Raw genomic sequence first — 26480 nt, 5'->3', positions numbered from 1 at the left:
AAGGGGTTGTGTCGAAACTATCTTGGGGTGACAGGGTGAAGATTTCGCAGCCGTCTTTGGTTACGCCGATCGTATGCTCGTATTGTGCTGTCAGCGAACGATCGCGGGTCACGGCTGTCCAGCCGTCTTTCAGCACTTTCACATCCGGTTTGCCGAGATTGATCATTGGCTCAATAGTGAAGATCATGCCTTCACGCATTTCAACACCGTCTGTTGCTTTACCATAGTGCAGAATATTCGGTGCATCGTGGAAAAGCTGGCCAACGCCGTGACCACAGAAATCACGTACGGCAGAGCAGCGCTCTGATTCCACATAGGCCTGAATGGCTGCACCGATTACGCCGGTTTTTGCACCGGGCTTTACGGCTGCAATACCACGCAGCAGGCTTTCATAGGTGACTTCCATCAGGCGCTCTGCAGCGCGCTTGATCTGGCCGACTGCATACATGCGGCTTGAATCACCATACCAGCCATCCTGCAGAAAGGTGATGTCGATATTGACGATATCGCCTTCACGCAGCGGCTTGTCGTCCGGAATACCGTGACAAACAACATGGTTGATCGATGTGCAGGAGCTTTTTGTATAGCCGCGATAGTTCAGCGTGGCAGGTACAACACCGCGATCAGCACCGAATTCAAAAACAAAACGGTCGATTTCATTGGTGGTAACGCCCGGTTTGACAATATCATTTAGTGCATCAAGACATTCGGACGTAATTGCGCAGACTTTGCGCATGGCTGCAAAACCTTCAGGCCCGTAAAGCTTGATCTGACCTGTATATTTAATCGGGGCGCTGTCGGCGTTGACATAGGTTACCATCGGGTGATCCGTATATATGTTAGGACAGCAGCGATGCTGTACCGGAAGTTGTTGCCTTGCGAATCCCGCAGGACAAAAATTTACAGGGTCAGAACGGGTACGGTCTGATCCGCGATAATTGATTCAGGACTTATTTGGCACCGAATTGCGTAAGCCTCAACCCCATGCTGCCGCGCATTCGCAAATGCGGCGGCATAAACAGGATCGAGATCGCCGCAGATCGATAAAGAATCGCAATCCTGACGCTGGATAACGAAAACCATAACGCCGCGATGCCCGGCTTTGACCATCTCGCTGAGTTCAACGAGATGTTTGGCGCCACGGGCGGTTACACTATCGGGAAACTCTGCCAGATGTCCTGTGCGCTTAAAGTGCACATTCTTAACCTCTACATAGGTCTGCTGGCCGCTTTCTCCAAGCAGCAATAAATCAATGCGGGAATTCTGCCCGTATTTTTGTTCACGTTTCAGAGTGGTGAAGTCGGAGAGTTCGGGAATCATACCGGAGAGAATTGCCTCTTCAGCGATTTTATTCGGCAGGCCGGTATTGATTCCAACCAAAGTGTCGTCGGCGCGCACAATTTGTAGTGTATGGGCATATTTACGTGTCGGACTGTCGGAGATGCTGAGCCATGCTTCAGAGCCCGGTGTGGTCAGTCCGCGCATAGAGCCGGTATTGGGAACCGATGCAGTAATAGATTCGCCGCTATCAAGCCGGATATCAGCGAGAAAGCGTTTATAGCGCTGCAATAATGTGCCGCGAACGAGGGGGGCGGGAAAAAGCATGTTTCTGCATAGATCAGACTTCATCTGAATGCAAAACTGAAATTTTATTCTGAGAGGTTTGTTCCGGTATTGATGTTTCTCCTGAAGAGAAATGGTACGCCCAAGGGGAATCGAACCCCTGTCTGCGCCGTGAAAGGGCGCTGTCCTAACCGCTAGACGATGGGCGCCTGCCGGTGAGCGCTGTATAGCTAAGCTGTATTTGATACGCAAGAGGGAAAATAAGAAAAATTGCAAAATATGTGAAAAAAATCTGATGCTTATGAAAAACCGACGAAACAACTGAAATCAGAATCGTCACGGATTAAAGTGCAATATGCAGTCAGGTTCTGACAGATTTATTTAATTCAAAAAGAGGGGAGTTGTGTTTGATCCTGAGATCATTCATCTTCATCAGCTTGGAGAAGATGGTACGCCCAAGGGGAATCGAACCCCTGTCTGCGCCGTGAAAGGGCGCTGTCCTAACCGCTAGACGATGGGCGCCTGCTGGTGAACCGGCTTATAGCGGCATGATATTTATCGTGCAAGTGGGTAAAATAAGAAATTTGAGAAAAATGCAGATTTTTTTCATTTGGCAGCGCTTCGCCTGTGAATAAAGTCGCTGAAATGATGATTTTGTTGTGCCAAATTAAATGTTTAGCGCTGAGTGACGAAAATCGTTGTGCGATTTGGTGTGGTTTCGCCCCGCAGTGAAATGCAAATCAGCTGTACAAATCACCGGTCGGCGTAAAAATGAAGACAGGCCGGAATCAAATAGTTGATCCGGCCTGTAAAATGATTTGCCTGTTTGTGTTTTTTAACCGCGGCGGCAGCGCCAGTTCCTCTCACGCGCAGGGGGGGGGGGGGGGGGGGGGGGGGGGGGGGGGGGGGGGCGGCGGCAGGGCGGGTGCCAGGCACGCTCAGGGCCGACATCAATGTGAATTGATTCTGTATGGCAATAGGTGCCGACGCCACCACGGCCTGGCCATGTACGCACCTGACGGGCAATTTCCCACTTTGAAACGCCGGGAATCTGCAGGTCAGCTGCGGCGCAGGACATATGCAGTGAGCGTTTAGCACCGCTGACGGAGCGGTTATGTGCGGGGCTGCGATAACCGGATGTGATGACAACCGGTTTACGGTAGTGGCTTTCAAGGCGCTTGATCATTGAAACCAGCTGCGGTTTCAGACAAGAAACCTGAACGCTAGAATGCTGGGTGCGCAGCCCGTTCGGTGCAAGACGCGCCATGCCACCTGCGGAGGCGAGTGTTACCGGCGCGCTGAAATCGTCTTCATCGAGATCAATATCGCTTTCGTCGAACACTTTATTACTGTGGCGAATTTCTACACCGCCATTCGCACGTACACCCGGCAGAGTGTAATTATAATCGCCTGCTCTTTTAGGGGTAGCGGAGGCGGTTACCGTTGCTTCCTGTTTGCCGGTGCCGCGCACACTGTTTTTGCCCGGTGAGAAAAGACGGGCTGCCGCACCTGCGCTTTGGCTTGTTCTGTCGGTTGCAGGGGGCTGTGCGGTTCTTGCGGTAGCATCCGGACTGGCAGTTTCAGCCTGAGCAGCAGTGTCTTGCGGCTTTGCCTGACTTGTTGCCGGTGAAGCGGCTTCTGCCTGCGGAATCGCTGCTAAAGCAGCAGTAGGCTTGTTTCGTGTGCCGAAAAGTGCAGCCAGCGTGCTTGGTTGTTCGGCGGGTGTTGCGGCTTCCGGCGCTTGTACAATCTGATTGGTCGCGGCGGTCGCTGTATCAGCCAAGGCAACCTGTACCGGTTTTTCCGTTGGTGCGTCAGCTGTCTGCTTTGTCGCTTCTGTTGCTGTGGCAGAGGCAGGAGCAGTTTTTGCCGCAGCGGTTGCTGCGGAAGCTGTGTTTGCCGCCGGAGTATCCGAAGCGGAATCGCCGGTTTTATTTTCCGCCAGAGTCGTGTCATTGGCGACGCTTTCCAGCAGGGATGTACCGGAGGACGTGGTGCAGCCACTGATGCTTAAAGCGAGAATGATAGCTGAGCCGCAGAAAAGCTGAGCGTTTTTTTCTCGTATACGTTTTATCGTATCGAACAAAGCAGACCCTTCATTATGCAGCGACTTGTCTGAGTGCATTTGCGGAAACTGAAATCAAATCAAAGGTTTCCTATGCAACTGCTGGCACAAAGGGCTGTAAAGAGGCTCCGTTTGTGCAGAATTCTGGCTATTATTAATATATACGGAATGACTGTTTTCGTCGCAAAAATTGTTAATTCTTTATTAAATTGGGTGCAAGTTATGCTCTGTAACAATTCTTTTCAAAACAATAACAATTGTTACATTTCGTGTTCTTCGTCGAACTTGGCCGGAGGGTGCAAATAAGAGTGTTTTTCATGCCGGAAATGCAAGCTTCCTGTTGCGAAATGCGTCTATACGTTTATTGTCCGGTTATTCGGCCAGAGTTACGACCAGAATTACAATATGCAGGGAATTTCCTCTATGAGCGCACAACAGACCAATCACTTCGCAACGCTGCGTAATGCAATGTTTGCCGTGGCTGCTGTGGCGCTTGCGGGTTGCACAAGCGGGCCTTCGGCCGGTGTGCCGCAGGAAGGTGCGTTGCGTACCGGAGCCTATCCGAATTTCGGGATTATGCCGCGCGGGGAAACCAAGCAGCTGACCTTTGAGGAAAAAGACCGGATTGCCGGTAATCTCAGCAGCGCCAAGGCGCGTCAGGGAAGCACACCCGCAACCGGATCGAGCCGAGCGGAAATTGAAGCCCGCAAACGCCAGTTACAGGCGGAAACCGATGCCACATTAAAGGCAATCGAAGCCACTGAGTAACAGGCTGATCTGACGACTGGCGTTTTGATGCGCCATAAATTTATTCGCATTTTAGAATTTACAGATCGGGGTGCTGTTTTGGCACTCTGGATTCGGGTCGTACTGATCCGGACTTTTAACAGCCGTGCAGTTTTACAAGATTATGCTGCATCGCATTTTAATTAAACGGAAGAGAGATATGTCGGAACAATTCCATAAAATCCGTCGCCTGCCACCTTATGTCTTCGAACAGGTTAACCGCCTGAAGGCGAGTGCGCGAGCGGCGGGTGCCGACATTATTGATCTTGGTATGGGCAATCCTGATCTGCCGACACCACAGGGCATTATTGATAAGCTTTGTGAAGCTGTGCAGGACCCGCGCACTCATCGCTATTCCTCATCTAAGGGTATTCCGGGATTGCGCAAGGCGCAGGCCAATTATTATGCCCGCCGCTTTGGTGTGAAACTCAATCCGGATACACAGGTTGTTGCCACGCTTGGCTCCAAAGAAGGCTTCGCCAATATGGCGCAGGCGATTACCGCGCCGGGTGATGTTATTCTGTGTCCGGATCCGACCTATCCGATCCATACTTTCGGCTTTGTCATGTCCGGCGGTGTCATCCGCTCCATCAGTGCAAAACCGGATGACAGTTTTCTTGTTTCACTGGAGCGCGGTGTTAAACACTCGATCCCGAGTCCGATTGCGCTGATTTTGAGTTTCCCGTCCAACCCGACCGCACAAGTGGCGACGCTCGACTTCTATAAGGAAGTGGTGGCCTTTGCCCGTAAGCATAATATTATCATCCTGTCGGATCTGGCCTATTCGGAAATCTATTTTGATGAAAACAATCCGCCACCATCGGTGTTGCAGGTTGAGGGCGCAATGGATGTAGCCGTTGAATTCACATCTATGTCCAAGACATTCTCGATGGCCGGCTGGCGTATGGGCTTTGCGGTTGGCAATGAAAGGCTGATTGCGGCACTCACACGGGTCAAATCCTATCTCGATTATGGTGCTTTTACGCCGGTTCAGGTGGCTGCAACGGCTGCCCTGAACGGCGACGGCAGCGATATTGAATATGTGCGTAATGTTTATAAGACACGCCGCGATGTTCTGGTCGAAAGTTTTGGCCGTGCCGGCTGGGCGATTCCGTCTCCTGAGGCGACAATGTTTGCATGGGTTCCGATCCCTGAACGTTACCGCGCTATGGGTTCACTCGATTTTTCCAAACTATTGATCGAAAAAGCCGATGTAGCAGTTGCGCCCGGCCTCGGTTTCGGTGAACATGGGGATGAATTTGTGCGCATTGCTTTGGTGGAAAACGAACATCGTATTCGTCAGGCCGCGCGTAATATCAAACGCTTTCTGGGGAATGCTGACGGAGTTGCCTGATAAAAAGGCGGCTTCAGGGGATTGTCCTGAGTTTTGCGAATTAAGTGAGGCGGGAGCATACAGTTCCCGCCCGTTGAATTAAGTATATATTGCTGAGGCACAATAATGAGTAATGCATTGCGGATCGGTGTCGCCGGACTTGGCACCGTAGGAGCATCGGTTTTGCGCATTCTGCGCGATAAAGCCGAAATGATGACAAGGCAATGCGGACGCGAAATTGTAGTGACTGCGGTCAGCGCACGTGACCGTACGCGTGACCGTGGTATTGATCTCAGCAATATTGAGTGGTTTGATGATCCGGTCTCTCTGGCAAAATCAGATAATATTGATGTTTTCGTTGAGCTGATTGGCGGATCAGAAGGGACAGCCCGTGCTGCTGTTGAGGCTGCACTCAATTCCGGTCGTCATGTGGTGACTGCCAATAAAGCCTTGCTGGCTTATCATGGTGTGGAGCTGGCCAAAATCGCGGAAGCCAAGGGCGTGCTGCTGAATTTTGAAGCAGCAGTTGCAGGCGGTATTCCGGTCATTAAGGCCATGCGTGAATCGCTGACCGGTAATACTGTGTCGCGTGTTTACGGTATTATGAACGGCACCTGTAACTATATCCTGACCCGCATGGGTGAGGAGGGCATTTCCTTCACGGAATGTCTGAAAGATGCACAGCGTCTCGGTTATGCGGAAGCTGATCCGACCTTTGATATTGAAGGCAATGACACGGCGCATAAGCTGGCGCTGCTGACCAGTATTGCATTCGGTACGCAGATTGCGGCGGATGATATTTATCTGGAAGGGATCAGCAATATTTCGCTCGCGGATATCCGTGCAGCGGAAGAGCTTGGCTATAAAATCAAATTGCTCGGTGTGGCACAGAAGACAGAAACCGGTGTAGAGCAACGTGTGCATCCGACATTGGTGCCAACCTCTTCTGTTATTGCGCAGGTGCATGGCGTGACCAATGCGGTGGCGATTGAAACCGACCTTCTTGGCGAGTTGCTGTTGTCAGGTCCGGGTGCTGGCGGCAATGCCACAGCCTCTGCCGTGATTGGTGATATTGCCGATATTGGCAAAAGCCGTCCGGGTTTCCAGCACGGGCCGGTCTTCGGCACGCCTGCAAAAGATCTGAAACCAACAGCACGTGCGAAAATGCGTTCGCATGCCGGTGGTTATTTCATTCGCCTGAATGTGCATGACCGTGCCGGTGTGTTTGCAACGATTGCCAAGCGTATGGCGGAAAATGATATTTCGCTGGAATCCATTGTGCAGCGCGGCAGTGGCGCTAATGTTGAAGAGGCTGTTATTAAAACAGTTGTTCTTGTGACCCATGCAACAACGGAATCAGCGGTTAAGCAGGCTTTGAAGGCGATTACCGAAGATGGTGATCTCTTTGATAAGCCGCAGATGATCCGCATTGAGCGCGCGGGGTAGAGCATAATTCCTTAAACTTGGATCAGTTTAAGGTAAAAATTATGCTCTGATTTTAAAGTGTCAGAGCGAGTTTTGTGTGCCAAGTCCGGCACACGGTGCTCTAATAAAGACAGGAACTGATAAAAACCGCCGGAATTTCCGGCGGTTTTTTGTTTGGGCAATCAGTATCTTGTCATCAGGTTTTGCTTTTGCTAGTAATAGCCAGCTCAAATGCAGTTTAAGAAAGGAGGGCCGTAAGATGTTTTCTCTGCGACATCAGCATTATCACACATTCGGCCCTGATTACGCCCTGTCTCATTAATTTGTGCAGGGCCGATTAAGACCGTACAATCTGTCTTTTTCAGCCTTTCTTTAAAGGTGTGGTTTTGCATGGAGCGAGCTGCATCTGATTGAACCATTCCCGCTACCGGTCTGTATCTTTCTCAGATGCGCTGACTTGTCCGGCTATGGTAAATTCTGAGCTGATCTTATGTCTTTACTTAATCTTCAAAATCTTTCGCTTGTCCTGTCCGTTGAACTGTTTCGCAATCTGAGCCTTGTTGTCGGTGAGGGCGAGCGACTTGGTGTGGTTGCCGCCAACGGACGTGGTAAATCCAGCCTGATGCGTGTGATCAGTGGTGAGCTCGAACCGACAGACGGTATTGTGACCCGTGCCCGCGGGTTGAAAACCGGTGTGGTACCGCAATATGTACCGCAGGACTGGCTGGATATCTCATTATATAATGTGGTGCTGAGCGGGCTGGATGAAGACGCGCAGCTGCATGAAAGCTGGCGCGTTGATATTATTCTTGATGATCTGAGTGTACCGCAGGATATGCGCGACCGTGCAATGCGGCAGTTGAGCGGAGGCTGGCAGCGCCTTGCTTTACTGGCGCGAACGCAGATTGCCGAGCCTGATTTGTTGCTGCTGGATGAGCCGACCAACCATCTGGATCTGGAGAAAATCGCTTTGCTGGAAGGCTGGCTGAATAATCTGCCGCGTTCAACAGCAGTGATTATGTGCAGCCATGACCGTGCTTTTCTCGATGCAGTGACCAAGCGTACGTTGTTTTTGCGGCCTGAAAATTCGCAAATCTATGCTTTGCCTTATAGCCGTGCCCGTGTCGCATTGGATGAGGCCGATGCTGCGGATGCGCGCCAATATCAGAAAGATATGAAAACCGCACAGCAATTGCGCAAACAGGCGGCCAAACTCAATAATATCGGTATCAATTCGGGCAGTGACCTGCTGGTGATCAAAACCAAGCAGCTGAAAGACCGTGCGGAGAAGCTGGAAGATGCTGCCAAGCCCGCGCATCTGGAGCGGTCTGCCGGTGTTATCAAGCTGGCAGGACAGAGCAGTCATGCCCGTGCGCTGGTGGTGATTGATAATCTTGATGTGGTCACACCGGATAATCGCATTCTCTATAAAACCGGCCGTTTATGGATCAACCCCGGCGATCGTATTGTGCTGCTTGGTGCCAATGGTACAGGTAAAACGCGATTACTGACTATGGTGCGGAATGTGATTACGGGTGCCGCGCCGGAAAGTCCGGCGCTTAAAGCCACGCCGTCACTGGTGCTGGGCTACAGCGATCAGGCATTGTCAGAACTGAATGACAAGCACACACCGTTAGAAACGATCACCCGTCGTTTTGATATCGGAGATCAGAAGGCGCGTTCGCTGCTGGCAGGGGCAGGTATGAATATTGATATGCAGGGAAAGGCGGTTGCACGACTTTCCGGTGGGCAGAAAGCGCGACTGGCTATGCTGGTGCTACGGCTGACACATCCGAATTTCTATATTCTCGATGAACCGACCAACCATCTGGATATTGAGGGGCAGGAGGCGCTGGAGGCGGAATTGCTGAACAGTGATGCCGCCTGTCTGCTGGTGTCGCATGACCGTAGTTTTGTGCGCAATACCGGCAATCGTTTCTGGCAGATTGTGAAGAATAAGCTGGTTGAAGTAGAAACGCCGGAAGCGTTCTTTGAAGAAGCCGGACAGCTTGCGGGCTGAATAGTCTGATATATAACAAAAGATACCGGCAGTGTAATTTTATGAAAAATACACTGCCGGTATCACTCGTTTTCAAATGTGATGGTTTTTCAACCGAGTATAATCGATTTACTTTTTATCCCCGCGCTTTATCCCTTGCAGGGAGAGCCTGACTTTGCCAAAAGATGGCGACCATGTCTGACAATCCCCTGTCATCATAATCGGCTACAGCAATTTTGTATCCGTTGCGCAGCGATACTATTCCGGATTGCAGGCATATCTTTCGATAACGAATTTAGGACTGTTTAAATGGCCAATTCTGCAGATCAGACCCCGCAGGGTCTCGACCGTATTCTGACACTCGAGCTGGTTCGCGTGACCGAGCGCGCCGCTGTGGCTGCTGCCCGTCTGCGTGGCCGCGGTGATGAAAAAGCTGCGGATCAGGTTGCTGTTGACGCCATGCGTAAAGAGCTGAACCGTCTGCCAATCTCCGGTACTGTTGTTATCGGCGAAGGTGAACGCGACGAAGCGCCGATGCTTTATATCGGTGAAGAAGTTGGCACCCGCAACGGCCCTGAAGTCGACATCGCGCTCGACCCGCTGGAAGGTACCACCATCTGCGCCAAAAATCTGCCCAACTCGCTGGCTGTTGTTGCAATTGCTGAAAAAGGCAATCTGCTTTACGCACCGGATGTTTACATGCAGAAAATCGCCGTTGGTCCGGGCTATCCGCGCGGCGTTGTAGATATTGACGCTTCTGCGACTGAAAACCTGAACGCGCTGGCAAAAGCCAAAGGCGTTAAGGTCAATGAAATCACCGCCTGCATCATGGATCGCCCGCGTCACGCACGCCTGATCGAAGAAGTACGCGCAACCGGTGCCGCAATCCGTCTGATCGGTGACGGTGACGTTGCCGGTGTAATGCACACCACCAATCCGGATGAAACCGGCATTGATATCTATCTCGGTATTGGCGGCGCGCCTGAAGGCGTTCTGGCAGCAGCAGCTCTGCGCTGCATCGGCGGCCAGATGCAGGGTCGTCTGCAGTTCAATTCTGATGACCAGATCGCCCGCGCTCTGAAAATGGGTGTTACAGACCCGAATAAGGTCTATCTGATGGAAGAAATGGCGAAAGGCGACGTACTGTTTGCAGCCACCGGTGTAACCGATGGTAACATGCTCTCCGGCGTTAAATTTGCCCGCGATTACATCCAGACCCACACCATCGTCATGCGTGCTCAGTCCCAGACTGTGCGTGAGATCAAGGCGCGGCACCAGGACCTCTCCAAGTTCGCATAATAAAAGCCATCAGGATTGGTCTGCAAATGGCGTCTGTTTCAAAATCCGGTGCTCACGTACACACGGCAACGCACGTCCTTTGGGACGTGCAAAGTATGCCGTGGCTTTTAGATGCTGCATAATCTTATCTTTCATCTGTAAGATGAAAGGATTATGCAGAAGTACGCTCCGCTCCGGTTTCAAAACAGCCACCATTTTCGCCGCAACCTGACGGTTTTTAAACTCGGCGCTAGTTTGCCTGCTAAGACAATAGCCCAAAGAGTGGCACCATAATTAAATTCTGCTATAAGGCGACATTGAAAAATGTCGCCTTTGTTGTTTGTAAAAACAGGAGCTGCCCGCGTGGATATGAATGAGCGTTTGTTTCTCGGAATACGTTCTTCTGCAACGGGCATGAAATGGGTTGATCGTTTAGGCCTGCGTGAAGCCAATACCGCACTCGCCATCGCTCAGAATTACGGCATTCCCGATCTGGTTTCCCGCGTTATGGCCGGTCGTGGCGTTGGTCTTGAAGCTGCCGAAGAATTTCTCAATCCGAGCATCCGCTCCCTGATGCCTGATCCGCTCACCCTGACGGATATGAAACAGGCCGCTGTACGTATCGCCGATGCAATTCAGCGTCGCGAGAATGTTGCCATTTTCGGTGACTATGACGTCGATGGCGCCTGTTCTTCGGCGTTGCTGTCCCGCTTTCTCAATGCCTATGACATCAGGAATGTCATTTATATTCCTGATCGTATTTTTGAAGGCTACGGTCCGAATCCCGATGCCATGCGCGAGCTGGTTGCCAAAGGCGCGTCTCTGATCGTGACTGTGGACTGCGGTACCAATAGTGCTGTGTCGATTACCGCTGCGAAAGAAGCCGGTGCGGATGTTGTCGTGCTGGATCACCACCAGCTTGGCGGTGCCTTGCCAGAGGACGCTGCGGCTATCGTTAATCCGAACCGTGAGGATGATATTTCAGGGCAGGGACATCTCTGTGCTGCCGGTGTTGTCTTTATGACTTTGGTGCAGGTGGCGCGGGAACTGCGCGAACGTGGTATTAAAGCGGCAAATGGTACGCCGGATTTACTGGGTTATCTCGATCTGGTGGGCTTGGCCACAGTTTGCGACGTGGTGCCGCTGATCGGTGTGAACCGTGCTTTTGTTGTAAAGGGTTTGCTTGCCGCCCGTAATCAGAGCAATGCTGGCTTGGCAGCTTTGGCGCGGGTGTCGCGTATCGGCGAGCCGCTTAACAGTTTCCATTTTGGTTTTCTCATTGGCCCCCGCATTAATGCAGGCGGGCGTATCGGTAATGCTGCTTTGGGTAGCCGTTTGCTGACACTGGATGATCCTGTTGAAGCCAATACGATTGCGGAAGAGCTGGACAGGCTGAATGCCGAACGTCAGGCGATGGAAGCGGTGATGTTGCAGCAGGCTGAGGCGGAAGCCTTTGCTGAGCTTTCCGGTAAATCAGGGCCGGCCGTACTGGTAACAGCGAATGAAGACTGGCATCCGGGCATTGTCGGTCTGCTGGCTTCCCGTCTGAAAGATAAAGCGAAACGCCCGACTTTTGCCATTGCCTTTAACGGTAATGGTGTGGGAACCGGTTCAGGGCGCTCGATCAGCGGCTTTGATCTTGGTAAACTGGTGCGCAAAGCTGTTGAACAGGGATTACTGGTCAAGGGCGGTGGTCATGCTATGGCGGCGGGCATCACTGTGGAAAAATCCCAACTTGGTGCTTTGCGCGCATTTTTTGAAGAGCAGGCTGCCGAGCAGGTGGATGAGCTGCGCGCTGAGCAAAGTCTGGCGATTGATGGTGCGGTTTCAGCCACCGGTGCCACTGTTGCGTTGTATAATGCGCTGGAAAAAGCAGGGCCTTATGGTGCCGGTCATGTGCAGCCGCTGCTGGCGCTGCCAAACCATACAATCGCCGATGTGCGTGTTGTCGGGCGCGATCATGTGAAAGTTGCCCTGAAAGGGCTGGACGGCAAACGCGTGGACGGTATTGCCTTCCGTGCTGCTGACAGTGATCTTGGGCGCTTCCTGTTTGATCAGGCCGGACACATGGTACATGTTGCCGGCCATTTATCGCTCAATCACTGGAATGGTTCAGTCTCAACACAGATCCGCATTGTGGATGCGGCTAAGGTTGATCTCTCGCGCCAATAGTGTCTGATCCAAAAGTCGCCTGATTTAGCTCAGTAGATTGGGCTGCAAATGGCAATTTTGTGCTTCGGTACTCACATACACATGGCGCCGTACGTCCGTAGGACGTGCAAAGGACGCCATGATCTTTAGTTGCTGCGTAATCTTATCTTTCATCGGTAGATGAAAGGATTATGCAGTAGTACGCTCCGCTCCGATGCTCGCAAATCACCATTTTCGCTGATGTCAGCCGCTTTTTGATTCAGACCCTAACCAAATTGCTGAGTTCTGCTCACCAGCTGCCGGTATTTTCCATAGATGCCCATGGTTCCTGCGGTGCCAGTCTTTCGCCTTTTTGCAGAATTTCAATGGAAATACCGTCCGGTGATTTTACAAAAGCCATGCGGCCGTCGCGTGGCGGACGGTTGATGACAACGCCTTTGTCTTTCAGATTTTGGCAGAAGTCATAAATATTATCGACCTCATAGGCAAGATGGCCGAAATTGCGTCCGCCGCTATAGGTTTCTGCATCCCAGTTATAAGTCAGTTCCAGCTCCGGTGCGCGGGCGTTTTCTGCATTCGTCTGATCTTTCGAAGCGCTGAGGAAGATCAGTGTGAAGCGCCCCTGTTCACTTTCCGTGCGTCGTGTTTCCACCAGTCCGAATTTCTCTACAAAAAAATCCAGCGACTCATCTATGTCACGAATACGGATCATGGTGTGCAAATAGCGCATGTTTGCCTCCTGTTTTACCCTGTTTGATGCTGTCTGTTTTAACAGGTGTAATATTTAAAACAGGGCAGATCTGAAATAGTTCACCGCTGTTTTAGCATACCTGCTCATAAAGTCTGTGATCGAAACAGGAATATTGAAAGTTTGCTCTTGCCGGATACGGTTAAGGAAGTGTTATCTTGAAGATGAGAATCAACCTGATTTGCCCGGCAGATGAAAGGAGGAGCGTGCCATGACTGACAAGTCTTTGTCCCATGAGTTTATGGATGGTACCAACTCCGCTGAGGATGCAACAGATATTGTCGAGATTTCCGGCGCCATTAAGTGGTTCGACGTCGCGAAGGGCTATGGTTTTGTCGTTCCCGATCAGGATGGCTATGGCGATATTCTTGTTCATGTAACAACATTGCGCCGTGACGGTTTTCAGACCGCACAGGAAGGTGCGCGTGTTGTTTGCGAAATTCGCCGTGGTGAACGCGGCTGGCAATGTTTCCGCGTTTTGTCTCTTGACCTTTCCGATGTTGCGCATCCTTCAACTCTGCCGCCTGCACGTACCCATGTTGTGGTTACACCATCGAGCGGACTGGAGCGGGCAATCGTCAAATGGTTTAACCGCACTAAGGGTTTCGGCTTTTTAAGTCGCGGTGAGGGGACGGAAGATATTTTTGTCCATATGGAAACGCTGCGTCGCTTCGGTATGATGGAACTACGTCCGGGACAGGTGGTTCTGGTACGGTTCGGTCATGGTGACAAGGGGCTGATGGCGGCAGAAGTTCATCCGGATATCGGTTCGCCTTTTACTAATCCTCATTAGAGCGTCGGGTGCTCCGTTGGGCACAAAGGACGCTCTAACATTTTAAAATGAGAGCATAATTTTAACTAAAGCTGATTCAAGTTTAAGAAATTATGCTCTAAAAAACCGGTCTCTGACCGGTTTTTTCATATCTGCCTGTGTTATACAGAGTGCTGTATTCTGAAACGGTTTTGAAATACGGGTGCTCTGATGAAACGGTGGTTTGCTTGTTTGGTATTTGTGGCGGCACTATTGGGCGGTAATTTTGCTGCATCGGCGCAGCAAGAGCCTTTGCATATTCCTGTTGATGCGCAGGCTTTAAAAGTGAAGACCGCATCGGGTGAGAAAAACTTTGGATTGGAAATTGCCGATACGGATCAAAAGCGTAGCGCGGGGCTGATGTACCGTACGGATTTTCCGGCCGACCGTGCGATGATTTTTGTTTTCGACGAAGAGCGCTCGGTGATGATGTGGATGGCCAATACGCCGCTGCCGCTGGATATGTTGTTTGTCCGCAATGACGGATCAATTGCAAGAGTTGCAGAAAATACGGTGCCTTTTTCAAAGGATATTGTTGCTTCCGGTGAGCCGGTGGCTTTTGTCATAGAAGTGAATGCAGGCATTGCCGCTAAACTTGGCATCAAGGCTGGTGATACAGTAAAGCACCGGATAATATGCGGGCAATGTCAGTGAATTTGTGTCCTGTTGCGTGTCATTAAGGGCAGAAGATAAATCTCGGAAGTGAACTATGGTCGTGAATGTGAATGAAGTCCGTTATTTCGAACATGACGGATTAAAACTGGCTTATCGTGACGAAGGACAAGGTGAGCCGGTTTTGTTGATCCATGGTTTTGCTTCTTCCGGTATGGTCAACTGGCTCAATCCGGGTTGGATCAAGACACTAACCGATGCAGGTTACCGCGCGATTGCGATTGATAATCGCGGCCATGGCCGTTCCGACAAGCCGCATGACCGGGAACTCTATTATCCGTCATTAATGGCGGCGGATGCTGTTGCCCTGCTGGATCATCTGAATATCGAAAAAGCCCATGTTATGGGCTATTCGATGGGCGCGCGTATCAGTGCTTTTGCAGCGCTGGAACATCCGTCACGGGTGCATAGTCTGGTCTTTGGCGGGCTTGGCATTGGCATGGTCACCGGTGCCGGTGACTGGGATCCGATCTATGATGCACTATTGTCGGAAGATGTGGACAGTATTACCCATCCGCGTGGTCTGATGTTCCGCAAATTTGCGGATCAGACAAAGAGCGACCGCTTTGCGCTTGCGGCCTGTGTTATCACTTCCAAAGAGCTTATTCCGGCTCAGGCGATGGGTATGATCAGCCAGCCGGCCTTGGTTGCAGTCGGAACGAAAGATGATATTGCCGGTGATGCGCAGGATCTGGCTGATCTGATGCCAAATGCAACGGCTGTTGATATTCCTGATCGTGACCATATGCTGGCAGTCGGAGATAAAGTTTACAAGCAGGCTGTTCTGGAATTTCTGAAAGCCCATCCGATTGTCTGAGTATCGTCGGACAGCTTTTCTATGAAAATGTGACGATCCGCTCAGGTAATTTTACCGCAATTGCTGCAGAGGGATTTTCATCTCTTGTAATGCGGTTTAAACTCGCCCAGATAAATGCCGGAAGCAGCTATGTAACAGCAACGTGAAGGACTGGCGCAAATAATCGGAAATCTTTGGTTTTCGGTATGATTTTACAGTCATTTCAAAGCGTTTGGCGGTTTTCGGGGATTGAAGAATAAATGAATGTTGTAAAGCCAGGAGTGATGCAATGGCCGCACATGGTTCTGTTCCGGTGAGCAAGGTCGTCGATCATATGGATCCGATCTGGTATTCCGTGCGTGCTGAGGCCGAAGCTGCGGCAATTAAAGAGCCGTTGCTGGCGGCGTTTCTTTATTCCACAGTGCTTAATCAAGGCAGTCTGGAAGATGTGGTCATGCACCGTATTTCCGAGCGCCTGGGCCATGCCGATGTGGCTGCCGATCTGCTGCGTCAGACTTTTGTAACGATGAGCAAGGCCTCGCCGGAGTGGTCGCAGACATTGCGTATTGATTTGCAGGCGGTTTATGACCGTGATCCGGCAGCAAACCGTTTTCTTGATCCGCTGCTTTATATGAAGGGCTTCCATGCTATTCAGACCCACCGCTTAGCGCATTGGCTGTGGAAGGACGGGCGCAAGGATTTCGCTTATTATCTGCAGAGCCGCTCTTCGTCGATTTTCCAGACTGACATTCATCCGGCTGCAAAATTCGGCAGCGGTATTTTCCTCGATCATGCAACCGGTGTGGTGATTGGTGAAACTGCGGTGGTCGGTGATGATGTGTCGATCCTGCATGAGGTGACACTGGGCGGGACGGGTAAGGCTGGCGGTGATCGTCATCCGAAAATCGGTCGCGGGGTACTGATTGGTGCCGGTGCAAAAATTCTTGGCAATATCACAGTCGGTGAATGCTCAAAAATTGCTGCCGGTTCTGTTGTGGTTAAAGATGTGCCGGATAATGTGACGGTAGCCGGTGTTCCGGCGAAAGTGATTGGCGGCTGCGAATGTGCAGAGCCATCGCGTGCTATGGATCAGCTGATCAGCGCAGCCGAGTAATACACAGGCGACATGTTGCCCCTTTACTTATCGGGCGCAGAGGCGCATGAGACAGCCCGTAAAATGAAACAGGAGAATCCGTTTGAAACCCGAAGAAATCAAGAAACTGGACGCCTATTTCAAGCGGACTTTTGACAATCAGGGCCTCGCTGTTAAGGCGCGTCCACGTAAGGATGACTCTTGCGAGGTTTTCCTTGATGATGAATTTCTTGGCCTGATCTACAAGGATGAAGACGAAGGCGAACTGTCTTACAACTTCTCCATGGCCATTCTGGATATCGATCTGGAAGGCTGATAGATTTTATTTGTATCTTTTGAAGATATAAATTTATCAGTAAAAATAATTACTTATGGCGGTTTGTGCGTGAAGAGATTCACATATACAAGCCGCCATTTTTTATTTTTGTCTGAAGCTATCTTGTCAAATGTAATTGTATAACATATCAATCCTGTCGCTTTTTAAAATGCAGGCTGCACTATAGCTGTCTGTAGTTATTGCTATTCAGGAGATGTTATGGATCAACGATTACCCGTTACGGTGCTGTCCGGATTTTTAGGTGCCGGAAAAACCACCTTGCTCAATCATATTCTGAATAATCGTGAACAGGTGCGCGTTGCGCTGATCGTCAATGATATGAGTGAAGTGAATATTGATGCGGCTTTGCTGCGCGATGGCGGCGCAAATCTCTCCCGAACTCAGGAGCAGCTGGTTGAACTGACCAATGGTTGTATCTGCTGCACTTTGCGTGATGATCTGTTGCAGGAGGTGACACAACTCGCCAAACAGGGGCGCTTTGATTATCTGCTGATTGAATCAACCGGCATTTCCGAGCCTTTGCCGGTAGCCTCGACTTTTGAGTTTCGCGATGAGGAAGGTTTCAGCCTGTCTGATATTGCGCGACTGGACACGATGGTTACGGTTGTCGACAGTGCTAATCTGTTGCGTGATTACGCATCGCAGGATTTTCTGAGTGATCGTGGCGAGGCAGCCGGTGAGGGTGATGAGCGCGGTATTGTGGATTTGCTGGTAGAACAGATAGAGTTTGCCGATGTCGTGGTGCTGAACAAGATCAGCGAAGTTTCGCCTGCGCAAAGACAGGATATTTATAAAATTATCCGCGCACTCAATCCGGACTGCGATGTGGTCGACGCTGACTTCGGTAAAGTGCCTTTGGTAAAGATCATGAATACCGGCCGCTTCAGTTTTGAAAAAGCCGAGCATCATCCTTTATGGTTTAAAGAACTCTATGGCTTCAAAGATCATGTCCCGGAGACTGAGGAATATGGCATTCGTTCTTTTGTTTACCGTGAGCGTCGACCGTTTGATCCGGCTAAACTTCATGACTTCATTCAGCAAAGCTGGGCAGGGCTGATCCGCTCGAAAGGTTTTTTCTGGCTGGCCACCCGCCCGCGCTATGTGGGTGAATTGAGTCAGGCTGGTGCATTATTGCGCACCGGCAAACGCGGATTGTGGTGGGCGTCTATCCCGAAGCAATACTGGCCGGAAGATGAAGGTTGGCAACAATCCATGCAGCCTTATCTTGATCCGTTCTGGGGTGACCGGCGGCAGGAACTGGTTTTTATTGGTAGTGCCGCGATGGACGAGGGGGCAATACGCGCTGCTCTGGATAATTGTCTGGTTGAAGCCGATAATTTCGTGCCGGATGAATGGGCGTCGCTTTATGATCCGTTTGAATCATGGGATCAGCGCGCAGCATAATTTGTTATTTTAAAACAATATTATACGCCTTTGCGTGAAGAGATAGATTCACGCAAAGGCTTTATTTTTAAATTCCGATTGCCGAGGTTTCTTTAACTTCTTCCATCACCGGATAGGTATGGGTTTCGCGTACTCCCGGCAATGAGAGCAGGGAGTCTGCCAGAAAACGGCGATATTGTTCCATATCAGCCACGCGCGCTTTCACCAGATAATCGAAACCACCGGCCACCATATGGCATTCCATGACCACCGGATTGTTCTTGGTGGCTTCGGCAAAGGTTTCAAAAACCTCCGGTGTCGTGCGGTCGAGCTTGATCTCAACAAAGACCAGCATGGAGCGGTTGAGCATCTTCGGTGACAGCTTTGCCGTATAGCCCAGCACATAACCATCGCGGGTTAAACGCTTAACCCGCTCAGCTGTTGCCGTCTGTGACAGGCTGATTTTATCGGCCAGTTCGGCATTAGTCAGCTTGCCGTCCTCCTGCAATGCACGGAGGATCTTTTTGTCCATAGCGTCAATTTGCTTCATTTTAGCTAAAATTCCGATTTTTGCAGTGATATCCACCGAATAAGGCACTTTAATTAGTGAGATAAACTATATGAGATAAAATATACAGTTAAAAACCCGTCGCAAGACTCTACAGGAGCCTTTTTATGACACTGCCCAATACAGCCCTTTCAAACGCCCCTCAGGTTGTTTCTGAAAAGGCTCAGAAGACAACCCTGCCACTGCCACCTTTTACCGCGCCATATGCGCCGGATGACCATGAACTGGTCAGTGCATTGCTGGCCAGCGTAACCTTCGATGACGCTGCCAACCGTCGTATTGATGCCCGGACAACTGAGTTCATCAATAATATCCGCAAACAGTCCAAAGGGATTGGCGGCGTTGAAGATTTCCTGCGTGAATATGGCCTGTCGACCCGTGAAGGTCTGGCACTGATGGTGCTGGCTGAAGCACTTCTGCGCGTGCCGGATAGTGCGACACAGGACAAGCTGATTGAAGATAAGCTGAAACAGGGTAACTGGTCTGAACACCGTGCGCAGGGCGATACATGGTTTGTATCCGCTTCCGCATGGGGGCTTGGTCTTGCTGCGAAAGTTATCCGTCCGGGTGAGACACCGGAAGGCGTTCTGTCTTCTCTGGTTAAGCGTATGGGCTTGCCGACTGTACGTACCGCCACCAAGCAGGCGATGCGCTTTCTCGGTTCGCACTTCGTGCTGGGTGAAAATATTCACGATGCATTGAAGCGTGCGAAAGTGGCTGAGAAAAAAGGCTATCGCCATTCTTTCGATATGCTGGGCGAAGGTGCGCGCACTGCAGAAGATGCCAAGCGCTATTATAAATCCTATTCCGATGCGATTGATGAAATCGGTAAAGCTGCCGGTAATGGCAAGCTGCCGGATCGCATGGGTATTTCGGTCAAGCTCTCAGCGCTGCATCCGCGTTATCTGGCAACCCATCATGCGCAGGTGATGCGTGAACTGGTGCCGGATGTTCTGGCGCTGGCACAGAAAGCCAAATCCTATGATCTGAACTTCACCATTGATGCGGAAGAAGCAGACCGTCTGGAACTGTCACTTGATCTGATCGACCGCGTTTTCGCTGATCCGTCATTGGCTGGCTGGGATGGTTTTGGTCTGGCGATTCAAGCCTATCAGAAGCGCGCTCTGCCGGTGATCCAGCATATCGTTTCCCTCTGCGATAAAACCGGTCAGCGCATGATGGTGCGTCTGGTGAAGGGCGCTTACTGGGATACAGAAGTAAAACGCACGCAGGAACGTGGTCTGGAGGACTATCCGGTCTTTACCCGTAAAGCTGCAACTGACGCGTCTTACATTGCCTGCGCCCGCTATATGCTGGATCAGCGTAAGCATATTTTCCCGCAATTTGCCGGACACAACGCCCTGACCGTGGCGATGATTCTGGAGATGGCCGGAAACGATAAGAGCGGCTTTGAATTCCAGCGTCTGCACGGCATGGGCGAAAGCCTGTTCAAACAGGTTACTGAGGCCGGTGAAAAGATTGCTTGCCGCGTTTATGCGCCAGTTGGCGGCTATCGCGACCTGTTGGCTTATCTGGTGCGCCGCCTGCTTGAGAACGGTGCGAACTCGTCGTTCGTTTCCGTTGTCGGTGATGAAAATGTGCCGGTTGCAAGCCTGCTGAAGCGCCCGGTTGAAATTCTGAATGACGGCAGAGGCATGCGGAATGCAAATATTCCGTATCCTAAAGATATGTACGGGCAGCGTCGCAACTCTGCCGGACTTGAATTTGGTGACAGACTAGTATTGGGGACTTTTATGGACGGGATCGTTAAGGCGCGGGCGAATGTTGATGCAGTGCCATTATTTGCCGGTTTTGCTAAAAAAGGCTCCGGTCAGCCTGTATTGTCGCCGGTAGATGGTTCTCAGGTTGGTACAGTTGCTGAAGCAACTGCTGAAGATGCTGCAAAAGCTGTTGAAGTTGCACGCAAGGGTTTTGTCGGCTGGTCACGCATCAGTGTTGAAGATCGTGCAACAGCGCTGGAACGCGCCGGTGATCTTCTGGAGAAGAACCGCGACCGTTTCATCGATCTTCTGTCCCGTGAAGCCGGTAAAACAATGGATGACGGCATTGCCGAAATCCGTGAAGCGGTTGATTTCTGCCGTTATTACGCTGCGGAAGCCCGTCGTCATTTTGCTAACGAAACCATTATGCCTGGCCCTACAGGTGAAGATAACCGTCTGCGTTATCGCGGTCGTGGTGTATTCGTTTGTATCAGCCCGTGGAACTTCCCGCTGGCAATTTTCCTTGGTCAGGTAACCGCTGCACTGGCTGCCGGTAATGCAGTTGTTGCCAAACCTGCAGAACAGACCCCGCTGATCGCTTATGAAGCAATCAAGCTGCTGCACGAAGCCGGTGTACCGCAGGATGCCGTAATTTATCTGCCGGGTGACGGTTCTGTTGGTGCTGCTCTGACCTCACATGCACGTATCGACGGCGTGTGCTTCACCGGTTCGACCGATACTGCATGGGCAATCAACCGCACATTGGCGGCTAAAAAGGGCCCGATTGTACCGCTGATCGCTGAAACCGGCGGTCTGAACGCTATGATCGTTGATGCGACAGCTCTGCCTGAGCAGGTTGCTGATGATGTTGTTATGTCGGCATTCCGCTCTGCCGGTCAGCGTTGTTCGGCTTTGCGTATTCTGTATCTTCAGGAAGATGTCGCTGACGGCATGCTGAAGATGATCGAAGGTGCAGCCCGTGAAATGCATCTCGGCAATCCGGCTCTGGAAACCACAGATATCGGCCCGATCATTGATCGTGAGCAGCAGACCATGCTGAGCGATTATGTTGAGCAGATGAAGGGTAAGGCTAAAGTTACCAAGGTTGGCGTGACGCCGGAAGGTGAATTGCAGGCCGGTCATTTCTTCGCACCGCATATCATTGAGCTGAAAGATGCTGCTGATCTGACCCGTGAAGTGTTTGGTCCGGTTCTGCATGTTGTACGCTGGAAAGCTGCGGATCTGGATAATGTTCTTGATCAGGTTGCCAATTCCGGTTTCGGTCTGACTTTCGGACTGCACAGCCGTATCGAGACCGTTGTTGCCCGTGCGGTTGAGCGTCTGGATGTTGGTAATATCTATATCAACCGTAATACGATTGGTGCGGTTGTCGGTACGCAGCCATTCGGCGGTTCCGGCCTGTCCGGTACCGGTCCTAAGGCCGGTGGCCCGAACTATCTGCTGCGTTTCGCATTGGAGCAGGTGGTATCGGTTAATACCGCAGCAGCCGGTGGTAATGCATCGCTGATTGCGATGGGTGAGTAATGTAAGCAGCGTCATTACCCTCAATCGGGGTAATATGTTGCGTTTTATCTAAAAAGAATCGCCTGCCACATAAAATGTGGCAGGCGATTTTTTATTTGCTATTTTGCACAGAAATTCGTTGACGGAAAATACAACCTGAGGTAGTTTCAATCTTGTACTGAAAAGCATACTTCACTTAGTTATTTTAGATCTGAGCATAATATTTTTTTGAAATTAATTGCTTTTGAAACGCGGGACGGGCAAATTTCCCCCATATGATCGCCTGCCTGACAGTTCGCATATCGGACATTTTAACCCGGATCTTTTTGTTGATCCGGGTTTTCTTTTATGAGGTATGAACTTATTCATTGATATAACGCTTTGTTATAACGTCATTATATGGCAAAAGCCTCTTTGTTTGATTGAACCCATCTTGGGCGTTTGATGCAGTGAATGGTGAGAGAGCGCTGTGCAGCTTGCGCAAAACCGCTTTATTGCATGGAGTTGATATTGCGAATTAAAGCGACTTAGCCGGCATTTATTCTAATGAAATTTTAAATGCAATTTTAAGATGTAATTATTGTTTTGATGAAGAATATTTTTTCTGTAAAATGGCGAAACAGAAGAGCTTGCAAGGCCTGAAAAACAGAGCTAAAAATAGTGCATGACTAATTTTACTTTTGCATCTCTTGTTTGGTGGTGGGCTCGCTTTTAGCGGCCACGCAGGCATTTGCACAAGTGTCATTCAGGTCGCTCAAGGTTTTACCGGGCGGCCGTTTTTATTTTCTGCCCTGAAATCCTGAAACACCTGAGTATCTAGAGCGTGCCGCGTTTAATCGCATTCATAGCGCTCGCTCTAGATTCATTTAATTACCGCATGTTCGCGGACGCTAAATGAGTCCATTTAGCTGCGACATGCTCTACGCAAAATCGAAGCAGAAATGCTTTGTTGAAAAACAGGTGCGAAACCGGCCATTTGGCAGTATAGGGATCGCAGCAACAGGAGCAGAGCGATTATGGCAAAAACTGCCGATCAGGATCAGCACGATCATATCACGCAGGGCGGTATTACTGTCGCACGCCGCCGCCATTTGGTGGATTACAAAACGGCTATCGACAAGCGTATTGATGCGCTGGATACAAGACGCGGCGCTGTCTTCTCATCCAATTATGAATATCCGGGTCGTTATACACGCTGGGATACGGCAATTATTGATCCGCCGCTGGTGATTACCTCCAAAGGTCGCTCAATGCGCATTGAAGCGTTGAATGCTCGTGGTGAAATTCTGCTTGGCGGTATCCGCCCTGTTATTGCTGCCTTGCAGGAAGTGACGATTAATGATGAAACAGAGCAGAAAATTCAGCTGACGATTGCTGAGCCGACACGCCAATATATGGAAGAAGAACGCTCGCGCATGCCGTCGGTCTTCACCGTGCTGCGTGAGATAGTCTCTCTGTTCTATTCCGAAGAAGACAGTAATCTCGGCCTTTACGGTGCATTTGGCTATGATCTGGCCTTCCAGTTCGAGCCGATTACTTACAAGCTGAAACGCCCTGAAGATCAGCGTGATCTGGTTCTGTTTATTCCGGATGAAATTCTTGTCGTTGACCATTATTCCGCTAAGGCATGGGTCGACTCTTATGATTTCACCGTTGGTAATAAAAAGACTGATGGTTTGCCGCGCGAAACACCGGCAGATGAGTTTAAAGCGGCCAAAACACTGGCGGCAAAAGGTGATCACCAAAAGGGCGAATATGCTGCCTTGGTTGAACGCGCTAAAGACAGCTTCAAATGCGGTGATCTTTTTGAAGTGGTGCCGGGGCAGATTTTCTATGAAAAATGCGAAAATCAACCGTCAGCCATTTCCCGCAAGCTGAAAAGCATTAATCCGTCGCCATATTCTTTCTTCATCAATCTGGGTGATCAGGAATATCTGATCGGTGCTTCACCGGAAATGTTCGTCCGAGTGAATGGTCGTCGTATCGAAACCTGCCCGATCTCCGGCACTATCAAACGCGGTGAAGATGCGATTTCAGATTCTGAGCAGATTCTGAAACTGCTGAATTCCAAAAAAGATGAATCCGAACTGACCATGTGTTCCGATGTGGATCGCAATGATAAAAGCCGCGTTTGCGAGCCGGAATCAGTGCGTGTAATCGGTCGCCGTCAGATTGAGATGTATTCCCGCCTGATCCATACGGTTGACCATATTGAAGGTCGCCTGCGTGATGGTATGGATGCTTTTGACGGCTTTCTCAGCCACGCATGGGCTGTGACCGTGACCGGTGCGCCGAAACTCTGGGCAATGCGCTTTATTGAGGAAAATGAACGCAGCCCGCGCGCTTGGTATGGCGGTGCGGTAGGCATGATGCATTTCAACGGTGATATGAATACCGGCCTGACACTGCGCACTATCCGCATTAAAGATGGTGTGGCGCAGGTGCGGGCAGGGGCAACCTTGCTCTATGATTCAAATCCGCAGGAAGAAGAAGCCGAAACCGAATTGAAGGCATCGGCAATGCTGACCGCGATCCGTGAGGCGCATATCAAGCCGGAATTGCAGGAGAAGGCGCAGTCTATGAAAGCAGGAACCGGAATTTCTGTTTTGCTGGTCGATCACGAAGATTCCTTCGTGCATACGCTTGCCAATTATTTCCGCCAGACCGGCGCCAATGTAGCGACTGTGCGTTCGCCGGTGAGTGATGAAATCTTTGACCGTTTCAAGCCTGATCTGGTGGTGCTGTCGCCAGGGCCTGGTACGCCGAAAGATTTCGATTGTACGAATACAATCCGTAAAGCGCGTGAGCGTGATCTGCCGGTCTTTGGCGTGTGTCTGGGTCTTCAGGCCTTGACCGAAGCCTATGGCGGCTCGCTCAAGCAGCTGGAAATTCCGATGCATGGCAAGCCGTCACGGATTAAAATCCTGAAAAACGGCGTGGTCTTTGATGGTCTGGGACAGGAAGTCACCGTTGGTCGCTATCATTCGCTTTACGCGGATAAGGCGACATTACCAGCGGATTTCATCGTCACGGCTGAGACAGATGATGGTGTTATCATGGGTTTTGAACATGCAAAAGAGCCGGTGGCTGCGGTACAGTTTCATCCGGAATCAATCATGACACTCGGCGGTAATGCGGGTATGCAGATGATTGAAAATGTAGTGTCAAAGCTCGTCAAGAAGTAACTGCAAGTGATGTTTAAAAGAAAAGCCGCAGGTGAAAATCTGCGGCTTTTTTTATTTTTAAATCCACGCTTCGTCGCCGGTGAAACTCACGGTAATCCAGCGTTGCGGGCCGGCGCCGCCGATTTCCTCACCAATCTCTTCGCGGATTGCATCCAGCGTTGCGATTGAAGTTATCGGGAAGTTAGCGGGCAGGACGATGTGAATTTCAATGAAACGTGCGCGACCGATCTTGGCTGCATAGCTGGCATATTTCTTGAAGCCATGTTTGGCTTTCATTCTATCCATGATCTTGCGCACCCGCAGATCCATGCGCTCCGGTGTGACCAGCAAAATCTCCCGAAATGCGCTCAAAACAGTTTTGAGCGGCACAAAGATGAGGCCTGCAGACAGAAACAGCAGAATGGCGGGATCTGTATAAACTGTCCATGGCTCATAGGCTGTGCCCTGTAACAGCCATGCCAGACTGAAGGCGATCAAAAGAGCTAGTGTAATCAATGCAGTCATCAGCCAGCTTTGCGTATCAAGCGTGATAAAGTTTGATTTGAGTCTTTTGTTGATCTTGTGCTGATAGGCCATCATGACAAAACAGATGATACAGACAATGACGGCGTAGAGAATTGCCCAGTCAAAATTCAGTTCTGTGCCGCCTTGCAGCAATGTGCTGATGGCGTTGATGAAGGCATAGAGACAGAACAATATCAGCACGATGCCGTTAAACGCGAGAACCAGCGGTTCAATATGCCAAAAACCATGCTGGAAGCGGCGCGTTCCTTCGCTGGTCAGGAGCCGAGCGACAAAAAGGGCAAGTATCGACATGACAGCATCGGTTGAGGAGAACATGCCGTCAAAAATGACTGCGCTGGAACCGGAGAGTATACCGAAGACTATTCCGAAGAGGCCGATAAAGATTGTGACAAATATTGATCTTCGTAAAATCAGTTGTTCAAAACGTGCGAGACGTTGCATTTTAAAGGGTCTGCCTTTGTAGAAAGAACAACCATCTGAGAAACCGGAAGGCACAAGTATTTTTGCCGTAAAAACG

Annotated in this window: 20 protein-coding genes and 2 tRNA genes; 14 read left to right on the top strand and 8 right to left on the bottom strand. The window is 50.6% G+C overall.

Annotation, left to right across the window (positions count from 1 at the left end):
* From map to HBA93_RS14225, 5 genes are all read right to left on the bottom strand, one after another.
* On the bottom strand, window positions 1-820 hold an 820-nt coding region (gene map / locus HBA93_RS14245; RefSeq protein WP_221723684.1), incomplete at its 3' end, for a type I methionyl aminopeptidase.
* Between the two features lie 80 nt (window positions 821-900).
* Window positions 901-1605: a DNA/RNA nuclease SfsA gene (gene sfsA / locus HBA93_RS14240; protein ID WP_221723683.1), complete on the bottom strand. Its 705-nt coding sequence runs from the start codon at window positions 1603-1605 to the stop codon at window positions 901-903.
* Window positions 1606-1697: 92 nt separating this feature from the next.
* A tRNA-Glu gene (locus tag HBA93_RS14235) sits at window positions 1698-1772 on the bottom strand.
* 238 nt (window positions 1773-2010) lie between these two features.
* A tRNA-Glu gene (locus HBA93_RS14230) sits at window positions 2011-2085 on the bottom strand.
* A 313-nt stretch (window positions 2086-2398) separates the two neighbouring features.
* The gene (locus tag HBA93_RS14225; protein ID WP_286201942.1) at window positions 2399-3649 is read right to left on the bottom strand and encodes a YcbK family protein; all 1251 of its coding nucleotides are present in this window, start codon (window positions 3647-3649) and stop codon (window positions 2399-2401) included.
* Between the two features lie 402 nt (window positions 3650-4051).
* Between HBA93_RS14225 and HBA93_RS14220 the strand changes: the two genes are divergently transcribed.
* From HBA93_RS14220 to recJ, 6 genes are all read left to right on the top strand, one after another.
* On the top strand, window positions 4052-4396 hold the full coding sequence (locus tag HBA93_RS14220; protein ID WP_286201941.1) for a hypothetical protein: 345 nt from the start codon (window positions 4052-4054) through the stop codon (window positions 4394-4396).
* Window positions 4397-4574: 178 nt separating this feature from the next.
* Window positions 4575-5768 (top strand): LL-diaminopimelate aminotransferase, encoded by a 1194-nt coding sequence (locus HBA93_RS14215; RefSeq protein ID WP_121991368.1) that lies wholly within the window; start codon window positions 4575-4577, stop codon window positions 5766-5768.
* Between the two features lie 105 nt (window positions 5769-5873).
* Entirely contained in the window at window positions 5874-7193 is a 1320-nt protein-coding gene (locus tag HBA93_RS14210) for a homoserine dehydrogenase (RefSeq protein ID WP_121991367.1), read from the top strand.
* 469 nt (window positions 7194-7662) lie between these two features.
* Window positions 7663-9192 carry an ABC-F family ATP-binding cassette domain-containing protein gene (locus tag HBA93_RS14205; protein WP_221723681.1) on the top strand — a complete coding sequence of 510 codons (1530 nt, stop codon included), beginning with the start codon at window positions 7663-7665 and terminating at the stop codon, window positions 9190-9192.
* A 288-nt stretch (window positions 9193-9480) separates the two neighbouring features.
* A complete protein-coding gene (gene glpX / locus HBA93_RS14200) occupies window positions 9481-10470 on the top strand; it encodes a class II fructose-bisphosphatase (RefSeq protein WP_022710910.1) in 990 nt (329 codons plus the stop codon).
* 348 nt (window positions 10471-10818) lie between these two features.
* Window positions 10819-12621, top strand: a complete 1803-nt coding sequence (recJ, locus tag HBA93_RS14195; RefSeq protein ID WP_221723688.1) for a single-stranded-DNA-specific exonuclease RecJ — start codon at window positions 10819-10821, stop codon at window positions 12619-12621.
* A gap of 268 nt (window positions 12622-12889) precedes the next feature.
* Here recJ and HBA93_RS14190 read toward each other — a convergent pair whose 3' ends face one another.
* Entirely contained in the window at window positions 12890-13330 is a 441-nt protein-coding gene (locus tag HBA93_RS14190; protein ID WP_221723680.1) for a VOC family protein, read from the bottom strand.
* Between the two features lie 229 nt (window positions 13331-13559).
* On the opposite strand from HBA93_RS14190, the gene HBA93_RS14185 reads away from it, so the two are divergent.
* The 6 genes from HBA93_RS14185 to zigA all read left to right on the top strand — a co-directional run bounded on the left by HBA93_RS14185 (window position 13560) and on the right by zigA (window position 18461).
* Window positions 13560-14141: a cold-shock protein gene (locus HBA93_RS14185; RefSeq protein WP_122094283.1), complete on the top strand. Its 582-nt coding sequence runs from the start codon at window positions 13560-13562 to the stop codon at window positions 14139-14141.
* Between the two features lie 189 nt (window positions 14142-14330).
* Entirely contained in the window at window positions 14331-14813 is a 483-nt protein-coding gene (locus HBA93_RS14180) for a DUF192 domain-containing protein (RefSeq protein ID WP_221723679.1), read from the top strand.
* Between the two features lie 55 nt (window positions 14814-14868).
* On the top strand, window positions 14869-15648 hold the full coding sequence (locus HBA93_RS14175) for an alpha/beta fold hydrolase (protein ID WP_286201940.1): 780 nt from the start codon (window positions 14869-14871) through the stop codon (window positions 15646-15648).
* 268 nt (window positions 15649-15916) lie between these two features.
* Window positions 15917-16741: a serine O-acetyltransferase gene (cysE, locus tag HBA93_RS14170; RefSeq protein ID WP_121991362.1), complete on the top strand. Its 825-nt coding sequence runs from the start codon at window positions 15917-15919 to the stop codon at window positions 16739-16741.
* Between the two features lie 82 nt (window positions 16742-16823).
* On the top strand, window positions 16824-17036 hold the full coding sequence (locus HBA93_RS14165; RefSeq protein ID WP_113944874.1) for a DUF3126 family protein: 213 nt from the start codon (window positions 16824-16826) through the stop codon (window positions 17034-17036).
* 219 nt (window positions 17037-17255) lie between these two features.
* Complete coding sequence (gene zigA, locus HBA93_RS14160; protein ID WP_221723678.1) at window positions 17256-18461, top strand: zinc metallochaperone GTPase ZigA; 1206 nt, start codon at window positions 17256-17258, stop codon at window positions 18459-18461.
* 67 nt (window positions 18462-18528) lie between these two features.
* On the opposite strand, the gene HBA93_RS14155 is transcribed toward zigA, so the two are convergent.
* Window positions 18529-18990, bottom strand: a complete 462-nt coding sequence (locus HBA93_RS14155; protein ID WP_116087630.1) for an Lrp/AsnC ligand binding domain-containing protein — start codon at window positions 18988-18990, stop codon at window positions 18529-18531.
* Window positions 18991-19115: 125 nt separating this feature from the next.
* Here HBA93_RS14155 and putA point away from each other — a divergent pair, with 125 nt between their 5' ends.
* Together putA and HBA93_RS14145 are read left to right on the top strand one after the other, a co-directional pair.
* Complete coding sequence (putA, locus tag HBA93_RS14150; protein WP_221723677.1) at window positions 19116-22274, top strand: bifunctional proline dehydrogenase/L-glutamate gamma-semialdehyde dehydrogenase PutA; 3159 nt, start codon at window positions 19116-19118, stop codon at window positions 22272-22274.
* A 992-nt stretch (window positions 22275-23266) separates the two neighbouring features.
* Complete coding sequence (locus HBA93_RS14145) at window positions 23267-25438, top strand: anthranilate synthase (protein WP_221723686.1); 2172 nt, start codon at window positions 23267-23269, stop codon at window positions 25436-25438.
* Window positions 25439-25495: 57 nt separating this feature from the next.
* On the opposite strand, the gene HBA93_RS14140 is transcribed toward HBA93_RS14145, so the two are convergent.
* Window positions 25496-26404, bottom strand: coding sequence for a cation diffusion facilitator family transporter (locus tag HBA93_RS14140; protein WP_121991357.1), 909 nt, complete (start codon window positions 26402-26404; stop codon window positions 25496-25498).
* Between the last annotated feature and the right edge of the window lie 76 nt (window positions 26405-26480).

The organism is Ochrobactrum sp. SFR4 (assembly GCF_019730395.1).
GTDB lineage: Bacteria > Pseudomonadota > Alphaproteobacteria > Rhizobiales > Rhizobiaceae > Pseudochrobactrum.
The sequence above is the reverse complement of the archived record's forward strand: the minus strand, read 5'-3'. Positions and strand labels throughout refer to the sequence as shown.